This is a genomic window from Gilvimarinus chinensis DSM 19667 (genome assembly GCF_000377745.1).
GTDB lineage: Bacteria > Pseudomonadota > Gammaproteobacteria > Pseudomonadales > Cellvibrionaceae > Gilvimarinus > Gilvimarinus chinensis.
This window is the reverse complement of sequence record NZ_KB898707.1, coordinates 182482-201310: the sequence shown is the minus strand read 5'-3', so window position 1 is coordinate 201310 and position 18829 is coordinate 182482. Positions and strand designations below refer to the sequence as shown.

18 protein-coding genes and 1 pseudogene are annotated in these 18829 nt (G+C 48.1%); 8 read left to right on the top strand and 11 right to left on the bottom strand.

Going from position 1 to position 18829, the window contains the following annotated elements; genetic code table 11:
- The first annotated feature begins 61 nt into the window (after positions 1 to 61).
- Both D568_RS0106705 and D568_RS0106700 read left to right on the top strand, forming a co-directional pair.
- The gene (locus D568_RS0106705; RefSeq protein WP_020208819.1) at positions 62 to 1462 is read left to right on the top strand and encodes an AAA family ATPase; all 1401 of its coding nucleotides are present in this window, start codon (positions 62 to 64) and stop codon (positions 1460 to 1462) included.
- Positions 1452 to 2543 carry a ParB/RepB/Spo0J family partition protein gene (locus D568_RS0106700; protein WP_020208818.1) on the top strand — a complete coding sequence of 364 codons (1092 nt, stop codon included), beginning with the start codon at positions 1452 to 1454 and terminating at the stop codon, positions 2541 to 2543. Before D568_RS0106705 ends, D568_RS0106700 begins: the two co-directional genes overlap by 11 nt.
- Positions 2544 to 2807: 264 nt before the next feature.
- Here D568_RS0106700 and D568_RS0106695 read toward each other — a convergent pair whose 3' ends face one another.
- Complete coding sequence (locus D568_RS0106695; RefSeq protein WP_020208817.1) at positions 2808 to 3605, bottom strand: ParB/RepB/Spo0J family partition protein; 798 nt, start codon at positions 3603 to 3605, stop codon at positions 2808 to 2810.
- Positions 3606 to 4048: 443 nt separating this feature from the next.
- On the opposite strand from D568_RS0106695, the gene D568_RS22240 reads away from it, so the two are divergent.
- The 4 genes from D568_RS22240 to D568_RS21905 are packed head-to-tail and all read left to right on the top strand — an operon-like array spanning position 4049 to position 5315.
- Positions 4049 to 4222: a Fic/DOC family N-terminal domain-containing protein gene (locus D568_RS22240; RefSeq protein ID WP_425401961.1), complete on the top strand. Its 174-nt coding sequence runs from the start codon at positions 4049 to 4051 to the stop codon at positions 4220 to 4222.
- Positions 4222 to 4524 carry a Fic family protein gene (locus tag D568_RS21915; RefSeq protein ID WP_211211632.1) on the top strand — a complete coding sequence of 101 codons (303 nt, stop codon included), beginning with the start codon at positions 4222 to 4224 and terminating at the stop codon, positions 4522 to 4524. Before D568_RS22240 ends, D568_RS21915 begins: the two co-directional genes overlap by 1 nt.
- Entirely contained in the window at positions 4497 to 5093 is a 597-nt protein-coding gene (locus tag D568_RS21910; protein WP_211211626.1) for a Fic family protein, read from the top strand. Before D568_RS21915 ends, D568_RS21910 begins: the two co-directional genes overlap by 28 nt.
- Positions 5094 to 5102: 9 nt before the next feature.
- Complete coding sequence (locus tag D568_RS21905) at positions 5103 to 5315, top strand: type I restriction-modification system subunit M N-terminal domain-containing protein (protein ID WP_020208815.1); 213 nt, start codon at positions 5103 to 5105, stop codon at positions 5313 to 5315.
- Between the two features lie 440 nt (positions 5316 to 5755).
- Here D568_RS21905 and D568_RS0106680 read toward each other — a convergent pair whose 3' ends face one another.
- Positions 5756 to 8875 carry an FG-GAP-like repeat-containing protein gene (locus D568_RS0106680; protein WP_020208814.1) on the bottom strand — a complete coding sequence of 1040 codons (3120 nt, stop codon included), beginning with the start codon at positions 8873 to 8875 and terminating at the stop codon, positions 5756 to 5758.
- Between the two features lie 308 nt (positions 8876 to 9183).
- A pseudogene (locus tag D568_RS19505) lies at positions 9184 to 10546 on the bottom strand (phosphohexomutase domain-containing protein).
- 788 nt (positions 10547 to 11334) lie between these two features.
- On the opposite strand from D568_RS19505, the gene D568_RS0106670 reads away from it, so the two are divergent.
- A complete protein-coding gene (locus D568_RS0106670; RefSeq protein WP_020208811.1) occupies positions 11335 to 11832 on the top strand; it encodes a GFA family protein in 498 nt (165 codons plus the stop codon).
- 77 nt (positions 11833 to 11909) lie between these two features.
- Here D568_RS0106670 and D568_RS0106665 read toward each other — a convergent pair whose 3' ends face one another.
- From D568_RS0106665 to D568_RS0106655, 3 genes are read right to left on the bottom strand one after another with little or no spacing between them, the layout of a single operon-like run.
- Positions 11910 to 12245, bottom strand: a complete 336-nt coding sequence (locus D568_RS0106665; protein ID WP_281168644.1) for a siderophore-interacting protein — start codon at positions 12243 to 12245, stop codon at positions 11910 to 11912.
- The gene (locus D568_RS22235; protein ID WP_425401960.1) at positions 12245 to 12403 is read right to left on the bottom strand and encodes a siderophore-interacting protein; all 159 of its coding nucleotides are present in this window, start codon (positions 12401 to 12403) and stop codon (positions 12245 to 12247) included. Before D568_RS22235 ends, D568_RS0106665 begins: the two co-directional genes overlap by 1 nt.
- 33 nt (positions 12404 to 12436) lie before the next feature.
- Positions 12437 to 12916 carry a DUF2798 domain-containing protein gene (locus D568_RS0106655; protein ID WP_020208808.1) on the bottom strand — a complete coding sequence of 160 codons (480 nt, stop codon included), beginning with the start codon at positions 12914 to 12916 and terminating at the stop codon, positions 12437 to 12439.
- A gap of 99 nt (positions 12917 to 13015) precedes the next feature.
- Between D568_RS0106655 and D568_RS0106650 the strand changes: the two genes are divergently transcribed.
- On the top strand, positions 13016 to 13444 hold the full coding sequence (locus tag D568_RS0106650) for a MarR family winged helix-turn-helix transcriptional regulator (RefSeq protein WP_026286896.1): 429 nt from the start codon (positions 13016 to 13018) through the stop codon (positions 13442 to 13444).
- 182 nt (positions 13445 to 13626) lie between these two features.
- Here the strand turns inward: D568_RS0106650 and D568_RS0106645 are convergent, their stop codons facing one another.
- The 5 genes from D568_RS0106645 to D568_RS0106625 all read right to left on the bottom strand — a co-directional run.
- Positions 13627 to 14874: an NAD(P)/FAD-dependent oxidoreductase gene (locus D568_RS0106645; protein ID WP_020208806.1), complete on the bottom strand. Its 1248-nt coding sequence runs from the start codon at positions 14872 to 14874 to the stop codon at positions 13627 to 13629.
- A 21-nt stretch (positions 14875 to 14895) separates the two neighbouring features.
- Positions 14896 to 15204, bottom strand: a complete 309-nt coding sequence (locus tag D568_RS0106640) for a 2Fe-2S iron-sulfur cluster-binding protein (protein ID WP_020208805.1) — start codon at positions 15202 to 15204, stop codon at positions 14896 to 14898.
- A gap of 42 nt (positions 15205 to 15246) precedes the next feature.
- Entirely contained in the window at positions 15247 to 16404 is a 1158-nt protein-coding gene (locus D568_RS0106635) for a cytochrome P450 (RefSeq protein WP_020208804.1), read from the bottom strand.
- 122 nt (positions 16405 to 16526) lie between these two features.
- Positions 16527 to 16763, bottom strand: coding sequence for a hypothetical protein (locus D568_RS0106630; protein WP_020208803.1), 237 nt, complete (start codon positions 16761 to 16763; stop codon positions 16527 to 16529).
- Positions 16764 to 16821: 58 nt separating this feature from the next.
- Positions 16822 to 18829 (bottom strand): agarase (locus tag D568_RS0106625; protein ID WP_169334789.1); only part of this gene is annotated, 2008 nt, incomplete at its 5' end.

The window sequence follows — 18829 nt, the reverse complement described above, 5'->3', positions numbered from 1 at the left end:
AGATAGAATCAAATTATTCTTCATTTATTAAAAAACGTCAAATAAACAACGGAGCGTGAAAATGACCAATGTTTCCGAACAGCTTAATTATGTAGAAAATAACCTACGTAAGCTGAATGAGTCTATCACCGTCGGCCAAGGCATGATGCGGCAAATCGCTCAGCTGGTCAAAGAGAGCCAGGGCGATAAACACGATATTGCGACCTTAAAAGAACACTTGGTAGACGATAGAGTACAAAAACGTCGGTACGGCTCGACTGTTGCTGCAGAAATGGCAGGTATTTCACACCCTCGGTTATACGCTGCCGAGAAAGATGGTCGTCTTCCTCCTCCAGATTATCGACAGGACACAAAAACCAAAGTCCGAGCCGGCTATACCATCAACCAAATTAACCATATGCGCGATGTATTTAAGACATCGCCGCGAAAACCAGACGGCGCAGCAGCTGCTGTAATTGGTATTTTGAACTTAAAGGGCGGCAGCCAGAAAACCACCAGCTGCCATTTGTTTTCTCAGTATTTGGCTATCCAGGGGTATAAAGTTTTGCTGGTGGACAGTGACCCTCAGGGTAGTTTGAGTTTTTTCTACGGTAAGCGCCCGGATGATAATGTGCAGTATGAGCACACCATTGCACCTTTTATGCTGGAAGATGACGAGGCGTTAGTGGAAGCGGGCTGGGAGCCCGGCGCGTCTGAATCGTTGAGTTATGCTATCCAGAAAACCTACTGGAGTAACATCGATATTATTCCAGCGTGTTTACAGAATCTGAGTATTGATCAATTGATGCCCGAAGTTCTGGCTCGCACTAACATTGGCTATACCGACCGTTTCATGAAATTGCGACATGGCCTAATAGAGGTAGGGCAAGATTACGATTTCATTATTATTGATGGCACCCCGTCTCTGAATTTATCAACGCTTAATGTGATTTCAGCCTGCGACATGGTGTTTGTGCCAGCACCGGCCAGCATGCCAGATTTTGCCTCGACCTTGCAGTTTACCGATCTAGTTGCACAGACCCTTGAGGGCCATCTTGAGCGAGGAGAAGCACCCAATATTCCCGATATCCGCTATTTCATTACTAAATATTCTGGTAGCTCTTACGCCCAATTTATGAGTGACATTATCCGCAAAGTGTTCAATGTAGAGCGCGGGGATGTCCTAACCAATGAAGTGCATTCGTCAGATGAGGTGGGTAAGGCAACCAACCGGACTTACTCTGTCTATGAGCAAAATTCGAAAGACTCTGATAACCCCAAGCGTCTGAAAAAAACCGTTGAAATGTTCGATGACATATTTAGCGAAATGCATGATGCAATTTGGGACACGGTATGGGGGTTACAGCCACGCTCTGATCACATGGTGCAATTGGACGAGCTGTTCCAAAAAACCACAAAGATAAAAGAAAACGTTACCCAGGTAGCCGCAACGGCAAAAGAGGAGGGCACTCATGACAAATAAATCCAAGTCAAAGTATGGTGACACTGACGAACTTTTGAATGCGGCGCGTAGCGACCAACCCTCGGCCTCTGAGCCGAAGGCTCGCACCCGCAGACCTTTGCCCGCCGTTCAGGCTATGAGTGGTGAACGAAAAGGGCCTGCTCGGTTTACTGATGAATTAAAAGAACAAATTGAAACCCTGAAGCAGCAACTGACCGATGCCCAGGCGAAGGGTGGGGCAGGGGTGGTATTAACCATGCCGGTATCAGGGCAAAAAGTGGAATTTGTTCAACACTCTGTAGACCCTGAGCTTATTGATGTATCCCCTGAGAACGAGCGTTTACAAGAGTTTTTAGACCCCATCTCACTGGGGGACATTCTTCCCTCTATTGAGTCCGATGGTCAGCAAAAACCCGGCACGCTGCGTCCAAAACCAGGTGGGCGGTTTGAGCTAATTGAGGGCTCTCGCAGGTTAGCCAGTGTAAAACTGGTCAAAAAGCCATTCCTTGCTTTGGTTGGTGATGTGCCGGATGCTGATGTCAGAGCGCTTTCTGTCATAGAAAACAAACACAAAGACGTATCAGCGTACGAAAAAGCCCAGGCTTATCAGCGACAACTGAATGCGGGGGAGTTTAAAAATTGGTCGCAGCTTGGTATCGCAAAAGGCATTAGCACCTCTCACATCAGTCGATATAAAGCGTGTGTAGAGCTCGATGAAATATTTGTGCGCATTTTACGTTCGCCATCTGACATGCCCTTGTCTTATGGGGAAACAGTACAAAAACTGATGCGTCGTGATGCAGGCAGCGTTCTTAACGAAGCCAAGATGTTGTTGAAAGAGCGTAAACAAGCTAAGGATGTAGAATCAGTGTTGGACGCTGAGGAAGTCCTGAAACGACTAAAGAGCTCGGTAAGAGGAAAGCAGGTAAAGCCTACTCAAAAGCAACCCGTACGTTACGTGTCGCAATCAGGGAAAGTCGCGGTTAAGCATAGCCTTACCTCTTCGGGTTCCACGAAGCTTGAGTTGATAGGCGTCAAAGACGAGCAAATAGAAGACTTAGTAAATCATATTGTTAAAAGCCTTAAAGTTGAAAGAAAATAATCAATACCTGCCTGCTTAGCAGGCAGGTTCTTTCTCATAAAAATTCCCGCCCCGGGAATCTTCCTTCAAAAGCCTATAACCCCTTGAATCGCTGAATATTTTTTCCTGACAGGTAGGAAATTTTTTCCAAGAATGCGGCGGTAGTGAAGCATTTAATAGTCTAGACACCCTAAATTCCCGTGGCGGGAATTTAGGGTGTTTTTATTTTAAGTTGTTGAAATTTAAGAGTTATTTGTTGTGTGGGGAGGGAAAAACTTTCCCTTTTCAAGTCTCAAGGGAAACTCCCAGGCGCTCAAGTACGCCGTCGAATACATCTAGGCCGTGACAAGTAATGTTTAGCTGGGCAATGCCGGCAGACCAGCTTACCGAAACGGGGGTGCCTAACTGTGAAGAAATTTGCTCTGCAACTTTGGTCAATTCGCCATTATCGGCATCGTTGGTGGGCGCTGGGTTATCGGGCTCAGAAATGATCTCACCATTTACCAGCCTTTCCACGTCGCGGACCGTCAGGCTCTTAAGCTGCCCTTGGTCGAGCAGCTTTACTTGTTGTTTTTTTGGCAGTCGGGCTAATACCTTGGCCTTACCCAAACTGATTTGGTGGTTGTCCAGGTGTGATATGAGCTCAGGAGCGCAATTCAAAAGACGGATTAGATGAGAAAGAGCGCTATAACTCATGCCTATTTGCTTGGCGTAGGTTCGATATGTTGTGCCGTGGTTTTCCTTCGCTTCAACGGCCGCTCTAGCGGTATTTAATACCGACCCTGAGTGTCTGGGATTTAGCAGCCTGATTTCGGTTTGGATAAGCTCTAAAGCTGCCTCATCGTCTAAAGCGCGAACTTCGGCAGCTAAGGATTCCACTCCTGCCAATGGGGCGGCTAACCAGTACTTTTCACCCGTTAACAGCTCCCATTTATCATCTCCTAACGGTCGCACAATCAAGGGCGGGGCAGCCGATGGCCCGTGTCGCCGCAATACATCTACAATCTCGCTGTTAGGCGGCTCAATGCTCCCAAGCGACGTGCGCATGGGATGAAGGCGAATTGTTTCAATAAATATTTGCATAATGGGCTTTTAACCGGTTGTTCTAGCCTGATTAAGGGGCTGCGTGGCCTTTTGTGATTCGGTATGAGAGGCGCCTGCCGACATTAGTTGCCACATGGCAACATTCTAGCAAGTATGGTTGGCTTCATCCATCAATAGTTGCCATGTGGCAACTATCTAGTCGTTGTTAGGGTTAATTTAAATTTCGAGCTTTGCAAAATTACACCATATGGCATCAAAACAAGGCTACAACGAGGATATTACGGAAACCAAGCTCAATTAATTCTATTTAGTGGAGTTCTATTGCGTGGAGTTTTTGCCCTAAATAGTATCTGATTGGATGATCAATTGGGCAAAACGGCCTTTTATTTTCACTGCGCCTACATTACGAGGTCCTTTGGGAGCAAGATCGGGCCTGATCGTGACTTTTACGGATTTGTAATTAAAGCTGAGGCTTTTTATACATATCCAGTAAACAAGCTGCAAGGCCGCATCAATCAGGCCTGCTGGCTCTGGGCCGGCTGAATGCCATCAGCACTCTGTTGCCAGACGCTCGCCAATTTCTTTACAGCTATGTGCGTAAAGAGGCGGTAATGTCCTCGCAAATTGGGGCACTAAATCGTCCCTCAGCGACCTGATGCTCTACGAAATGGAAGGGCTGCCCGGTGTACCCATGGACGATGTGCAAGAGGTCTCCTGCTACGTTAACGCCCTTGCCTTGGGGGTAGAGCGTATTCGTGAGGGGCACCCCATTACTTTTCGCCTGCTCACCGAGCTGCACAAGGCGCTAATGACCTCGGGCCGGGGTATCAGCAAAGGCCCAGGGGAGTTTCGTAAAAACCAAGTCTGGATAGGCGGCCACCGCGCCGATGAGGCCACTTTTGTACCGGCACCTGCCAATGAGCTAGCCAATTGCTGGGCCGAGTTGGAGCGTTTTTAAACGATTTGCCTGAGCCTACCGACGCGCTCATCAAAGCCGCCCTGGCCCATGTGCAGTTTGAAACCATTCACCCGTTTATGGACGGGAACGGCCGGGTAGGGCGCTTGCTGATTCCACTTATTCTGGTAGCGGCCAATATCCTCAGCGAGCCCTTACTTTACCTGTCGGTGTTCTTTAAAAAGCACCGGCAGGTGTACTACGAGCGTTTGCAGCAAGTGCGCCTTACCGGCGATTGGGAGGCGTGGCTATTGTTTTTCGTTGATGCGGTGGCTGATACCGCGACTCAGGCGGTAGATACAGCGCAACGGCTGAATGCATTGCGCCAACAGCTCGCCGGGCTAGGCCGTATGGCCGCCTCTGCGCAACAAGTGCTGAATGTGCTGTTTGAATACCCCATTGCCAATATCAACACACTGGTAAAACACGGCAATATAACCGCCGCCACTGCGGGCAAGGTGATGGATTTGCTATCGCAGCCGCAACACGGCCTAGTGCGTGAACTTACCGGCCAAAAGCGTAACCGCGTCTTTGCCTACAGCGCTTATATCGATATTTTGAATCAGGATTAGCCTAACAATATGACCAACAACGACATCGTCCAAAAACTCTGGAACCTGTATGACGTACTGCGCGACGACGGTATTAACTACTCCGATTACGTCACCGAGCTGGTACTGCTGCTATTTATAAGAATGGTGCACGAAAACACCAATACGGGCGTGCAGGAAAGTCACTCACTGTCCGAAGGTTACGGCTTACGGATATCGGGCATTAACTTACTCAATGGCTAAAAACGCATATTGCTTAGCTTAAGTACCGGAAAAGACGCCGAAGGCAAGCTGGCGCATCACCAGCCTGCGTGATCCAGGTTATTTGGAGCAAGTAATTATAACGCTCAACTAAAACGACTGGTTTAGCGCGCAAACAGACGGCCAGGGAATTTATACGAAGGGTTGCTGAAAAAGAACCGAGCGTGAAAGGCTTAAACCAAAAAAGAGATGGCCGAAAAAATCTTCAGGTAAAGATACACTCGAAAGTGTAACGATTCTCTCCAATCTGCTTAGCCTTGCAAACAGTTTAACTTTAAGCCAAGAAATAAATCAGCTGTATAGGTAGGGCAGGTGGGTAAGCGCAGGCATCATTCGGTAGTGAACCTTGAGAGTAACGCGGCGATGCTTGCGCGGTAATTAGGATTTTTATAGCCTCTGTGATCGGTGTTTAATCGAATATTTTATTTTGGCGCTACCAGGTTAATCTCATCAATGGTGGCGTTATAGTTTTTGCCATCGCTGGCGGTAAAGGAAACCCGCAGCTGATAAAAATGCCCGTCGGGTAATTCAGCCGTGGGGGTTAGGCCTTGGGTGCTAAAGCTATTGCTTGCTTGGCCCGATTGTTGATGCAAGGCATCGGCGTCTACTTTGACCACGTCTTTTACTGGAATCCAGCGGGATTTAAAGTGGCGCAGCCAAAAACGCAGGCCGCCTTCGTCTGCGGCAATCACCTGATTACCCGAACCGGCATCATAGCTTGCTTGTAGCTCGATTGGCTGCCCGATGACTATGGGCTGACTGGCCCAGCGGTCACGGTTACTAATGGTAATGTGGCCCTCGCGGTAATCCTCTACCTGTAAAGTAAACTGGTCGGTTACATGGCTGGATTGCTCGCTTTTGGCGGTGATCTCGGTACGGCCGGGTTGGTGAGCTTGTAAGATACCTTCTTGGTTAATGCTCGCGACCTGCGGGTTGCTGCTTGCCCACTGAAGGCTCTGGTTATCCGCGTGGAGTGGGGTGACTTTGGTCTGTAAACGGCGTTTTAGCCCGGTGTAGATTGGCGTGGTTTTGTCGGCTATCGCGATGGCTTCTACGGCCACTGGGTACCAATCGACCAGGGTAATATCCACCGAATCATTCTGGTCGCTCGCTAAGCTTTGAGCGGTAATGGTGGCCCGCTCGCCCGCTTTGCCCACAGCGTTGATCACACCTTGCGAGTTGACGCTTACCTGGGTTGGATTATCGGACTGCCACTGTAGGCGAGTATCGGCATGCTCGGGTGAAAAGGTTGGTGTTAGGGGGTAAGTGGTTTGGGTTCGTACCTGTAGTGATTCGGGGCCTATATTAATAGCCTTGGGTGGAAGCTGATCGGTGGAGAGGCGCGTGTTGATTTTGGGGCGGGTAAACTCGGCGGTTTCGCCGTTGCGCCAGGTGATGGTTACCTTCTCTATGGTGCTCTGCGATCCCAGCCCAAAATGCACGATATTCAGCAAGCTTTGCGAGAAGATTTCTCCCGCAGAGCCTATCCGTTGGCGATAGCTGTGGTTGGTTGTGTGCAAGGTAACGTAGGCACCCATGGGGTCAATATTCTGTTTGGGGGAGTAGCCTACCTCTACCAAACTGTAGTGGCCGGTTTTTGTTTGGCTGTTGTGGTACAGATACCATTGGCCACCTTCATTGCCGAGCAAAAGGTCAAGCGAACCATCCAGATTAAAGTCAAATGCCTGGCCCATGTCACCATTGCCGGGGCCGCCTACATCATTGGCACCGTGCATGGTTACGGTGTCGAAGCTACCCTTGCCGGTATTTAACAATAGGTAGTCAGAGGTTTTGCCATAGACTTTTCCCCAGCGGCTAACGAAAAGATCCTGGTGACTATCGTTGTTGAAATCGCCACGGGTTACACCCAAAGAGTTATTGCCCGGAGGGATGTTCCACTGCGACGAGACATCGACAAAATGATCGCCATCGTTGCGCAGTAAAATATCGGCTTCATTTCGGTTTTGCGGTTCAAAGTCGGTCGTCACATCGGTTACGCCGGTGAGGGTAAACTTAAACCCCCAAAAATCGTCGCCATTGCGGACTAAGGCCGCTTTCCATTGGCCCTTGCCCACATAGCCAAAATACATGCCGTTTTCTGAAATATCGTCGGGCCAGCCTTCGGCCTCGTTTGGGTTTAGTGTCCAGCCTTGGCCTTTTTGCAATACGGTAGATTGTTTGTCGCGCCCCAGGAACATGGGGTAGTCTTTGCCACGCTGTAGGCCTTGGGCTAAAAAGTAGTAATCAGAAAGCTCTACGGGCCCCTGTGCGGAGAATGAAAACGTATCTACGCCTTTATAGCCACGCGGTTTTATAGCAAACTTTTTCTGCAAAGGGTCAAAGTCCACCGAAGGTGATTCACCTCTGCCACCTTCAAATGCCTTGCCGCGTGCCAGATATAAATCCAGGTCTCCGTCGTTATCAATGTCGATATCGGTTACTGCCATAATGCCGGTTAACTCGGCTATTGCCGCCGGTGCCTTTGCAGTGACATCGCGAAAGGAAAAATCACCATTGCCCTGCCATAGGCTTAACGGGCCGTAGATTACAAAATCATCAATACCGTCATTATTAAAATCGGTTAACAATACACGGGATTGATGCACATTTTGAATACCGGGCACTGATCTGTGTTTAAAGCGGCCACCGCCGGTATTTTCATAAAAAAAGTGTTGGGGTTTGTCCCCATACAAGCTGGTTTCGTTGAACAGCAGTAAATCCAAATCGCCGTCCAAGTCCATGTCGGACCAGCGGGCGCCGCGCCCGCGGCCGCCTTTATTTATTCCTACATCGCCAGTGTATAGCACCAAGGTGCCGTTGTTATTTCGATAAAAGTTCGCCTTAGAGGGATTAATACCATTGCCACCGCCCTGGGTAACCACTATGTCTAAGTCGCCGTCGTTGTCGTAATCGCCCGGTGAGGTGCCGTGTAAATCGTGCATAAACCAGCGGGCTAAATTCGCATCATGCTTGCTGACAGTACCGTCGCCGTTGTTCCAGTAAAGTTTACTGCTGGCGTCATTGTGATTATTAACAATGAAATCGTAATCGCCATCTCGGTCGATATCGGCGATGGTGGGGCCGCCGTACTTGAGCGAATTTACCTGATCCATGCCGGAGCGCTCGGTAATATCTTCAAAGCGTGGAATATTGAGTGAATCGACCGGTTCAAGTGTTAAGTGGTTAACGGTTAAGTCAGCGTTATTGACCGTTAGCGTTATTGGCGCTGCTCCTAAGGCTTCAAATTGAACCAAAACGTTCAGGGTTTGTTTACCGCTGGTTGGTATATCCAGGCTTTCTACCAACGGTGAGTCTTTGGAGGAAATGCTGATACTGGCGTAATTAGCCGGATTCTCTAGCTGTAAAGTCAGGCGTTGAGTCGTACTGTCGTTTATATCGCGGGTGAGGGTATAAGGCGTTGAAAGCGATACCGTAAAAGGCTGGGGCGAAGTTAGATGATGGCACGCATTTAGTAAGCAAATAAAGAAAACAAGTGAGCTCGCTTTCTGCCAGACGGCGATAGGTAAAGAGAACAGAGTCATATCGTTATCGCTAGTGTAAAATCGAGAGAAACATTATTGTATATTGTATACAACACTAATTGACTTATTCTGACGCTGCAAGGGGTTTATGGTGTTTTAACGATTGTGCCAGCTAGCGCTGATATGAGCTGGTGCTGAGCGCGATTAAAAAGCTGGGGTATTAGAAAGGTGTATGGCTGATGTATTGGCTTTAAGGGTAGAGCAAAGGGAGGCTGGTTCCCACACCTTAGAAAGTGTGGGAACCAGAGAGTATTTAAGGCGGTGGTGTTGCGGCCTGCGAGAAATTCCCATCAAGCCCGAACGATGCCCTAGTTGGATTCTAAGAGCGCGAGTATTTCATCGGTTTTGGCTTGCAATAAGGTTTGGTCTGCACGGCTTTCCAGATTTAAGCGCACCACTGGCTCGGTATTTGACATACGTAAATTAAAACGCCAATCCGCAAAAATCATACTAACGCCATCGGTCTCATCCACCTCTAGCGCCTCAGCCTGACAGTGCGCCCGAACTTTAGCAATAGCCGCTTTGGCGTCGGCCACCTGAAGGTTGGTTTCGCCCGGCGAGGGGTAGCGCGCTATGCACTCTTTCATCATTGAGCTTAAAGTAGCATTTTTACGACACATTAACTCGGTCACCAGTAACCAAGGAATCATGCCGCTATCGCAGTAAAAGAAATCCCGAAAATAGTGGTGGGCGCTCATTTCGCCGCCATAAATGGCGTTTTCTTTTCGCATCAGCTCTTTAATAAAAGCGTGTCCGGTTCTTGATTGCACGGCCTTGCCACCACACTCTTCGGCGATAGAAATGGTGTTCCAGGTTAATCGCGGGTCGTGCACCACTTTACCGCCGGGCTCTTTGGTTAAAAAAGCCTCGGCCAATAAGCCCACCAAGTAGTAGCCCTCAATAAACTCGCCGGTTTCATCAAAAAAGAAACAGCGGTCAAAGTCGCAGTCCCAGGCAATACCTAAGTGAGCATCATGCGCTAAAACCGCATCGCGGGTCGGTCCCCGATTTTCGGTTAACATTGGGTTAGGAATGCCGTTGGGGAAGGTTGGGTCTGGCTCGTGGTGAATTTTAATAAATTCAAAAGGCAGGTGAGGTTCCAGCGCGTCTATTACATGGCCTGCTGTGCCATTTCCGGCGTTAACGACAATTTTGAATGGTTTTAATTGTTGGGTATCAACGTAACCGAGCAAATGCTACACATAGGCATCCAGTGTGCTTTGTTTGATTAACTTCCCGCGCGCGGACGGGTCGACTGGGGCAACGCGTCCTTCTTCGGCCAGTCGTTTAATGTCTAATAAGCCAGTATCGCCGCTGATGGGCTTAGAGTTTTCGCGGATAGGCTTTAAGCCGTTGTAGTCGATGGGGTTATGGCTGGCTGTTACTTCGATGCCGCCACTGGCTTTAAGGTGGCTTGTGGCAAAGTACATCTCTTCAGTGCCCACCATGCCAATATCAATAACGTCAACGCTTCATCGCGCAGACCATTCCCTACCGCCGTTTTTAATGCATCGCTGGTTTCGCGTACATCGCCCCCACCACTACACTTTGCGGTTGCAGGAATTGACCATAGGCGCGACCAATACGGTAGGCGATGTCTTCGTTAAGCTTTTCGCCGAGTTTTCCTCTAATATCGTAAGCTTTAAAGCTGGTTAGATTTCTTGAGCTCAATTATTTTCTCTATATAGGGGTTGTCGACCATTCTTGCGGGGCATTGATCGTGAACTTATGAGTGGTTAGGTGTGTAGAACCGTAAAATAGACAACTAATTTATAAAAGTCTTTGATGAGGTTGAAAGGTTTCGTAGTAACTAAGTATAAGTGATGGTAGTGATGGTCTGCATCGTTCTATTTTGTGAAAAAAGAGAGAATAGCTTGCTATTAACCCGGTGGTTGTATATACCAAATTAATAGGCGGTACAGGGAGGCCTCGCCATGAGTCGCAGATTCACGCAAGCTCTAAAAATTCAGGCTTTTCGCACAAAGCCGCCTGAGTTTTAGGGCGGAAAATAAATAGATCAGGACGATCTATTTATCCACCAGGTTAATAGAAGGATCTTATAGCTGAGTACCAGCTTTTACTCGATCATAACGGAGAGGGGCTGTAAATCTGCGCATAAGTTTGAATAATACGATATAAGTTTGAAAAAAATGCAATTTTGGTGCATTTTTCTTCGGCTTTGAGTAATGGGGTAGCCCTTGGAGTTGTCGTACAGAGGGGAGAAATATGCCGATGAATATCTTACCGTGAGGATGTTCAAAACTCTGTGTCAGCCAACTAACCTCATAGGCTAATGTGTTTTTCTAGACGCTCCGGGAAGTGAGTTGTCAGCTGTGACAGCCTAGCTGTTCAAGCGGGACAAATAACAGTTGGCTGTTTCGCTCCGCTCACAATTATAGCCAACTATAATTTGCCTCTTGACAGGGCGTTATGCATTTACAGAACTCGGAGGATAAATAATGAAGCTTGAAGGTTCATGTCATTGTGGTAGCGTGCACTTCAGCGTTTCGTCCAAACATCCCTATCCATTCAATAATTGTTATTGTTCGATCTGCCGAAAAACTGCAGGCGGTGGCGGTTATGCTATTAATCTGGGTGGAGACTTTGATTCACTAAAAGTTGAGGGAGAGAAATTCATCAGTGTTTACAAAGCGATTATCAAAAACTCCGTAACCGGAGACAGCCAGGAGAGTCCCGGCCAAAGGAATTTTTGTAGCAAGTGCGGAAGCGCTCTCTGGCAATGGGATCCGAGGTGGCCAGAACTTGTGCACCCATTTGCTTCTGCAATTGATACCGATCTTCCCTTTCCGCCAGAGCGCACGCATATGATGTTAGGATCAAAGGCTAAATGGGTTGAAATCCATCCCGGTCCAAACGACAAATTGTTCGAAGAGTATCCGCAAGAGTCTCTTGCCGAATGGCATTTACGAATAGGAAATGAGGGCCGAAATGCATAGCAAGCGTATGCAGCCGGACAAAATTCTCGCAATGCGTGCATTTGGCCGTTGATGCGAGACGTTATATGTTTCGACGCTTAAGCCTTCCAATACCCGGAAAAATAAGCTTGTTTTCTCATGTAGCCAGGCTTTCTTTTTATCTGAGTTTTTATCGCTTTTGTTTGGTTCGCTTCCCCAGCCACAAATATCGCAGGGTTGCCGTCTCTCCACGACAAGTTTTCAAGACCTTCAAGCAAAACATTTTTATTCCTGTTATCGTTGATAAGCCATTGCACGTCTATACCGTGAGGCGCTTCAACAGTTAACTTGTCTTTTACTGTGGGAACTTGAAAATATGCGGCATCAACAGCTGTTTTGGGCAGCTTCTCCAGAATGGCAGCGGCTGCTGGCAGGGCTGTAACATCTGCCATAATTAAATGCCAAGCTTTGGTTTGGTTTTCCCTGGTTGTGGGAATATGGCTTTAAAATGTGCACTTTCTTGGTCGGCTGGAAAGTCTTTTAAATCATCGCCGTGTAAGACAATGCGCCTCATATGTGGCCCCATATCCTCGACGTAGGCAACTCGTGTCATTCTCATTGTAATCAAAGTTATAACCTCTCAGTTTCAGTTGGCTAGAAACCTATCAAGCTTTGGCTTGAGGGTGATTGACGTTAGTAATGCCATGAATAACCCAAAAGGCAGCGCTGCAATAAAAGCGTGTATCCATGCACTTGCAAAGGTTGTTATGTCTGCAAACCCTAGTAAATTTGCCGTCGTACTCGCGGCTAGAATAGACTCCATAAATAGTGCCATTAATAATCCGGTAATGACTTGACGGAAAATCTTATGGCCGTTAGGCATCATTTGCTGAATAAGTTTTTCGATAAGTGTCATAAACAGCAAGCCAGCTGGCGCCATAACCAATACTGCAATAGCAAATGAAGAAAGCCAGTCAGTCCAAAAACCTTCCCTAACCCCACCATTCACGTAAGTCATGATGCCTGTTAATGTGCCACCCACAAGACTCGTCATGCCGGCTATAACGAGAATTTTCTGATACAGAGGGCGCTTAGGTGGCGCAATTTCCGCATGAACGGCTGACATATGCTTTCCTCTAAATGTTGAATTTGCTCAAGATATAGTTGACAATAGCAACTATATAAAAATTGGTTGCTATTGACAACTATGTCTGAGGTTTTGATTATGTTTAATGCGGTTACGGCCGAAGCGGTTTTTCACTTAACCCACGCCATCAAACAACAGCTTGGCAACCAGCTAGAGGATCAAAGGTTCGGTATTGCAGCTATGCACGTAAGGGTTTTAAAGGTTATTGCAAAGTCAAATGCTTGTACTGCCATTGATATTGCCGGCATGTTTAAGCGTGACAAGGCGCAGATTACTCGATTGGTTAATCAGTTGATTGATCTAGACCTGGTTCAAAAGGAGCCTAACCCTAATGATAAGCGCAGCCAGCTTTTGACACTGACTTCGGCCGGCAGGGCGTTACAAGAAAGATTGCGTGACCTTTCGAATGATATGGAAGAGCAAATGACGCAGGGTATTGAAGCAGCAGATTTGGATACTTTTATGAAGGTTGCTCAGAAAATAACAAGGAACTTAACCAGTCAGTAAAATAATTTTTTGTCTCATAAAAAGCGCATGTTGTCGGACTGCTTTTCCGCAGCGCTTCAAACCAGCCGCAAATGCAGTCGGTCAATATGAGGGCGCCCAGCCTCAAGAGCATGATGGAGGCTTAGGCGATTGTAAACGGCAGCCACCTTTGTAATAGACAACTTCGAGAGACGTCTAAAAGCTTATAACAAAGCTTTTAAGTCTTGCTCTGGGTCGGAAAGCACGTCTTTTCTGACTTGGGTTTTGGCTCCAATCAGTTTTGTACCGACGACGTATGCTTTGGCGTTATTAACGGCGTCGACGGCCAATAATTGGTCGCCTTTGAAGTACCATGTTGAAAACTTATGTTGATCGTCTGTACTTTCATCGCGTTTTAGGATTTCATCGTAGCCATCTGATAGCCCAACCATTTGTAGCTTAACGTCATACTGGTCGGACCAGAACCATGGTAGCGCGTCGTATTCGGGGTTTTTGTCGGTTAATGCCTGGGCGGTGGTTTTCGCTTGGTCCACCGCGTTTTGTACCGATTCTAAACGCAACCAACGGTCGTAGTGTTTATTGTAGTGAAAAGTGCAATCGCCAATGGCGTAAATATTACTGTGGCTGGTTTTACACTGTTCGTTAACACTGATGCCGTTATCGATTTTTAGTCCTGCCTCTTCGGCTAACTCTTGGTTAACTCGAATACCTACGCCCATCACAATCACATCGGCCGGGTAGACAGTTCCATCTGAGCACAGGACTTCCTGGCCGTTGGTGTTTTGGCGCAACTCTACTACGTTTTTACCAGTGCGAATGTTTACACCGTGATCAGTGTGCAGCTTTTGAAAAAACTCGGACATAATCGGCGCCGTGACACGTGCAAGAATACGCTCTTCGCGCTCTAGTACGGTGACCTCACCGCCCAGTTTTCTAAGCGATGCCGCCGTTTCCAGGCCGATATAGCCTCCGCCAATAATGACCACGCGCTTTGCGCTACATTGGGAAAAAGCGCTGCGAATGTTGTTTACGTCGTCGGCGGTACGCATGGGGTAGAGATGTTTAACGTCATCGATACCTTTAATAGGGGGAATAATGGGGCGCGCGCCCACGGCCAGTACTAATTTGTCGTAGTGTTTGCTGCTGCCGTCCGCAAGGTTAACCAGCTGATGCACGTGATCGATGGCGGCAACCTCTTGCCCCAGGTGCAGCTCTATGTGGTTATCCTGGTAGGCTTTGGGGGCTTTGAGTAGGATTTTCTCCAATCCATCGTCGGTGGTTAAGTGCGCTTTGGAAAGTGGTGGACGATGGTAGGGCGGGTTTGGATCTTTATCAATTAAATGAATTTCGCCCTCCCAGCCCTCTTTGCGCAGGGCAAAGGCCAGGTTAACGCCGCCGTGACTGGCGCCGATAATAATGCAAACTTTATTGGCGGTTAATGGTGTGCTCATGACGGCGTTAAACCTCTTAGATTAATGGGCTACGTGCAAAACGATGCCGTCCAGATCATCGGATACTTCCAGCTGGCAGCACAAGCGGCTACGCTCGTTGGCTTCATCATCCAGTTCCAGCATGTCTTTCTCAATCTCACCGGCCTCGCCGACCTGGGCTACAGACTCGGGAGCGACGTGAACATGGCATGTGGCGCAGGAGCAAACACCACCGCAATCGCCGTCGATGCCTTTTACGCCGTTTTGTACGGCTAGCTCCATAACCGAGCCAGAATCCGCTTCGCAGACAATGGTATCGTCGTCTTTGGTGATAAATGTAATTTTAGCCATTAGGGTGTACCTCAAATGTCACGGTTGATTGTATTTTAGAAATTAGGCGGAATGAAAAGCCAGGTACAGTTTGTGGTAGCCGACTTTGCGATCAAATTCGCCCCATTGTTCAATATTCTCTTCTGCGTTTAAAAAGTCGATGTGGTCCACCTTTTCGCACAGCTCATCAATAAGTACCTGCATTATGGTGCGGGCATGGGTGGCCCCCAGGCAGTTATGGGTGGCAAAACCGAAGGCGACGTGGGGGTTTATTTTACGATCCAAAACAATTTCGTTTGGTTTTTCGAATACGGTCTCATCTCGGTTAGCCGAGGCCCAACAAAGAGAGATACGGCTGTCGGCCTTAATGGCGTGTTCGCACACCTGGGCGTCTTCGGTAGCTACGCGCCCCATATGGGTAAGCGGTGAGAAGTAGCGAATTAATTCTTCAATGGCGCGGGTGCGAATCTCTGGTTCGTCGCGCAAACGTTTGAGTGACTCTGGGTGATCAGCGAGATAAGCGAGGGTATTGGTAACCATGTTAATGACGGTGTCGCGGCCACCGGCAAAGGTCAGGATAATAATACCTTTAATTTGTTCGCGGGTGAGTTTTTGGCCCTCAACCTCAGCGGCCAATAGAGTAGAGAATAAATCTTCACTTGGCTTGGTTTCGGCTTCATCGATTTTTTGATCGATGTAGTCATACAGTTGTTGAGCTTTACCGGCATCCAACGGATCGTCTTCGCTACGGAAAACATGGGTTCCCCAGCTAATAAAGGTATCGGCTTCTGACTCTGGAGTGTTCATTAAAATGGTCAGTGCGCGCGATTGTAGCAGGAGGGAAAAACCATGAATGGCTTCGATGCTATTTTGTTGTATTACCTCAGTAATCAACGATGAAATCTGTGCGCGAAGTTTGTCGCGATAGTCGTCTTGCAGGGGGCGTTTAAACCAAGGGTCCAACAGTTCGCGAAAGGCACCATGTTTGGGTGGGTCTACCTCAAAAGGTATCTGACGAGTGTCGCGGATGTTGACCTCAGATGGTACAACAATACGGCCCGGTGTTGCTTCGGAGGAGTATGTTTTCCAGTTGTGGGCACATTTACGGACGTCTTTAAGTCGCAGAACCATTTGTACCGGATCGTTCTGGTCGTCTATTTCGCTTACCCCTTGCTCTACACGTGCTTGTTGAAAAGGATCTGGATGATCTGATGGCTTCACGGGTGGCCCTCCACTTATTGATTCGCCTAGAGTAGGCTTAATGTCATATTGGTGACATCGTATGGCAGAATATCCGTATTAAATAGGAGTCATGCGGCTAAAAATATCAGATATATGCTGTTTTACCCCTGGAGACGGTGCTCGTTGTATATGCGGATGAAATCCGGTGCTATATCCAGATGTAGAGCAGCGCGAATAAATATATCCGGGCAGAGCGATGGGTCGTTTTCGGCTATTCGTTTGATGTCCGCGCATGAGAGTCCTAGCTGTAGGGCCAGTTTTTGCGCTCCTTTTTCGGGTTGTTCGATGAGTCTATATTTGACGGTGGCGGCAACGGTTTGTAGTAGGTCGAATTCCATGGTGTAGCCTTATTATTATTAGGTAGTAAACAGGCAGCCCTAGGGCTGCCTTTTGAGTTTAGAATATAGTTAATGCTTGCTCTGAATCATACACTTCAAGTACAGCAGAGCTGACAAATCCGCCAGTATCGCTAAAGTTGAGCGTAAGTTCATTATTTATATCAAGCAGCTCCAATGGTACTGGAATCTCCAGGGTACCAAAAAAAGTCTGTCGCCCTTTGCCGCCAAGAAACTGATCATCACCGCGGATATCGTCTGGCACTGTAAGCGTTTGACCGTTCAAGCTGACAGTGGGTGAAAGTGATAGTCCGTGCTCTCTGCCAACACTAATGCGCAAAGTTAATTTGCCCTGATCTGGCGCCGCAATATCACTAAAGCTGAAATTAATATTCTCACCGGCTGTAATGGCCTTTTTATAGCTGTCTGCGTACTCGAACCGTTTAGTAACCTGATAGTGATCTACAATGTTTTGAACGGTAAAGCTGATCACCATGCTGGCTTCAGGACCAATGACCAGGGTGTCGGAAAAGTCAGTCGCACTGGTAGTTTCTACATCGGGCGCGCGTTGATTTTCAGTTTTACCATCATCACCAAGATGTAAATGTTTGACTGAAATGCTTCCAGGTTGAAGATTGTCGGGCAAACTTACGCTAAAGGCCTGCTCTACAAAATCCAAGTTTGTCAGCACCAAATAGTGGGTATCACCCTCGGCGTAGGCGTCCACTAATAAGTCCTGGTCGGTACTGCTGGTGTAGAGTCGCTCCCCTTTCACGTCTTTCCATAACTCGAAAAAGTCGATCAGTTCAGAGTAGACCCACTCTTCACCGCTGTCACCTTCGGCTTCTTTTTTCTGGCGCATTAAGCGTGAAGGGTAGGGGATGTCGGCTGCTTTTCGACCCCATTCAGCCTTAACGGTATAAAAAGGTATAGCCATTTCGATTTGATCGGCCCGTGCCATAAACTGCATCATCATTGCATTAGCAGATTTAATGATGAGCCAATCACGGTAAGGTACCCAAGGGCCATTATCCAGCGCGTGAGTTTGCGCACTGTATTCTGAGATCATCAGAGGTTTTATTTCGCCTTCGGTTATCATGCTGTACTGGTTAAGCATGTCGAAGGTGGCTTCTAAATTAGACCCTTTACGGTAACGCTGCATTAAACTGCCGCCTGTTCCGCCAGGAAAAATTGGAAAGTCATATAAATGAAGCGAAATAAAATCCATATTCTCCCCTGCAATGTCCATAAACAGCTTGTCGCGCTCTTCCCAGCGTTGAAAATTGTCTTTCTCAAAGTCGGGGAATGCTGCCGTATAGCCACCTAGTAGCACATCGGGGTTTTCGGCCCTTATTGCATCAGCCACCGTGTTATGAAACTCAAAGATTGTTTCGGGCTCAATGGGATTATCTGCCACCGTGGTGAGCTCGTACAAAGGCTCGTTCATTACCTCTACATATTTGGGCTTTGGTTGGCCAGGTTGACCCGCACTTTGGCGGAAGAAGTGCTTTAGAAATTGCCCCATATAGTGCCCGGTAGCTGTGCCCAAAGGCTCAAGCTCGGTATTTGTCTGAGACAATGCCCAGCCTTGGCCGGTGAGTTTTCCGTCGGGCCAGTAGGGGTGTTGTTGTGCGGCAACGACCATTTGCTGGTTGCGATGCTCTTGCTCGCGTTGCAGTTGGCCGCGCTCATCGGTTCTCACATCATACCAGCCTGTGGCATTACCGCCGGCTTCTTGCAATGCCACTTCGCTGGCATATCCGGGGCGAGTCGGGTCCTCTGGGGCCTGTGACAGTTGCCATGCCATGCCGCCAGTATCGCGGCCGAAGTACACATCGTAGGTTTCGGCAAACTCGGCCATTAAGGCTGTACCGCCCACGCTCTCATCGTTTGTCCCAAGCCACCAGTCATTTTCGGCATGAGAAGCGTGCAAGGTTATAAATTTGGGTCGCTCGAAAGTGGTCGAATCACCGATATGTAGCCGACTATTGGGGTCGACAAACACCTGGGTGTGGCTAACACTTGATGAGCTGGAGCTGGAGCTGGAGCTGGAGCTGGAGCTGGAGCTG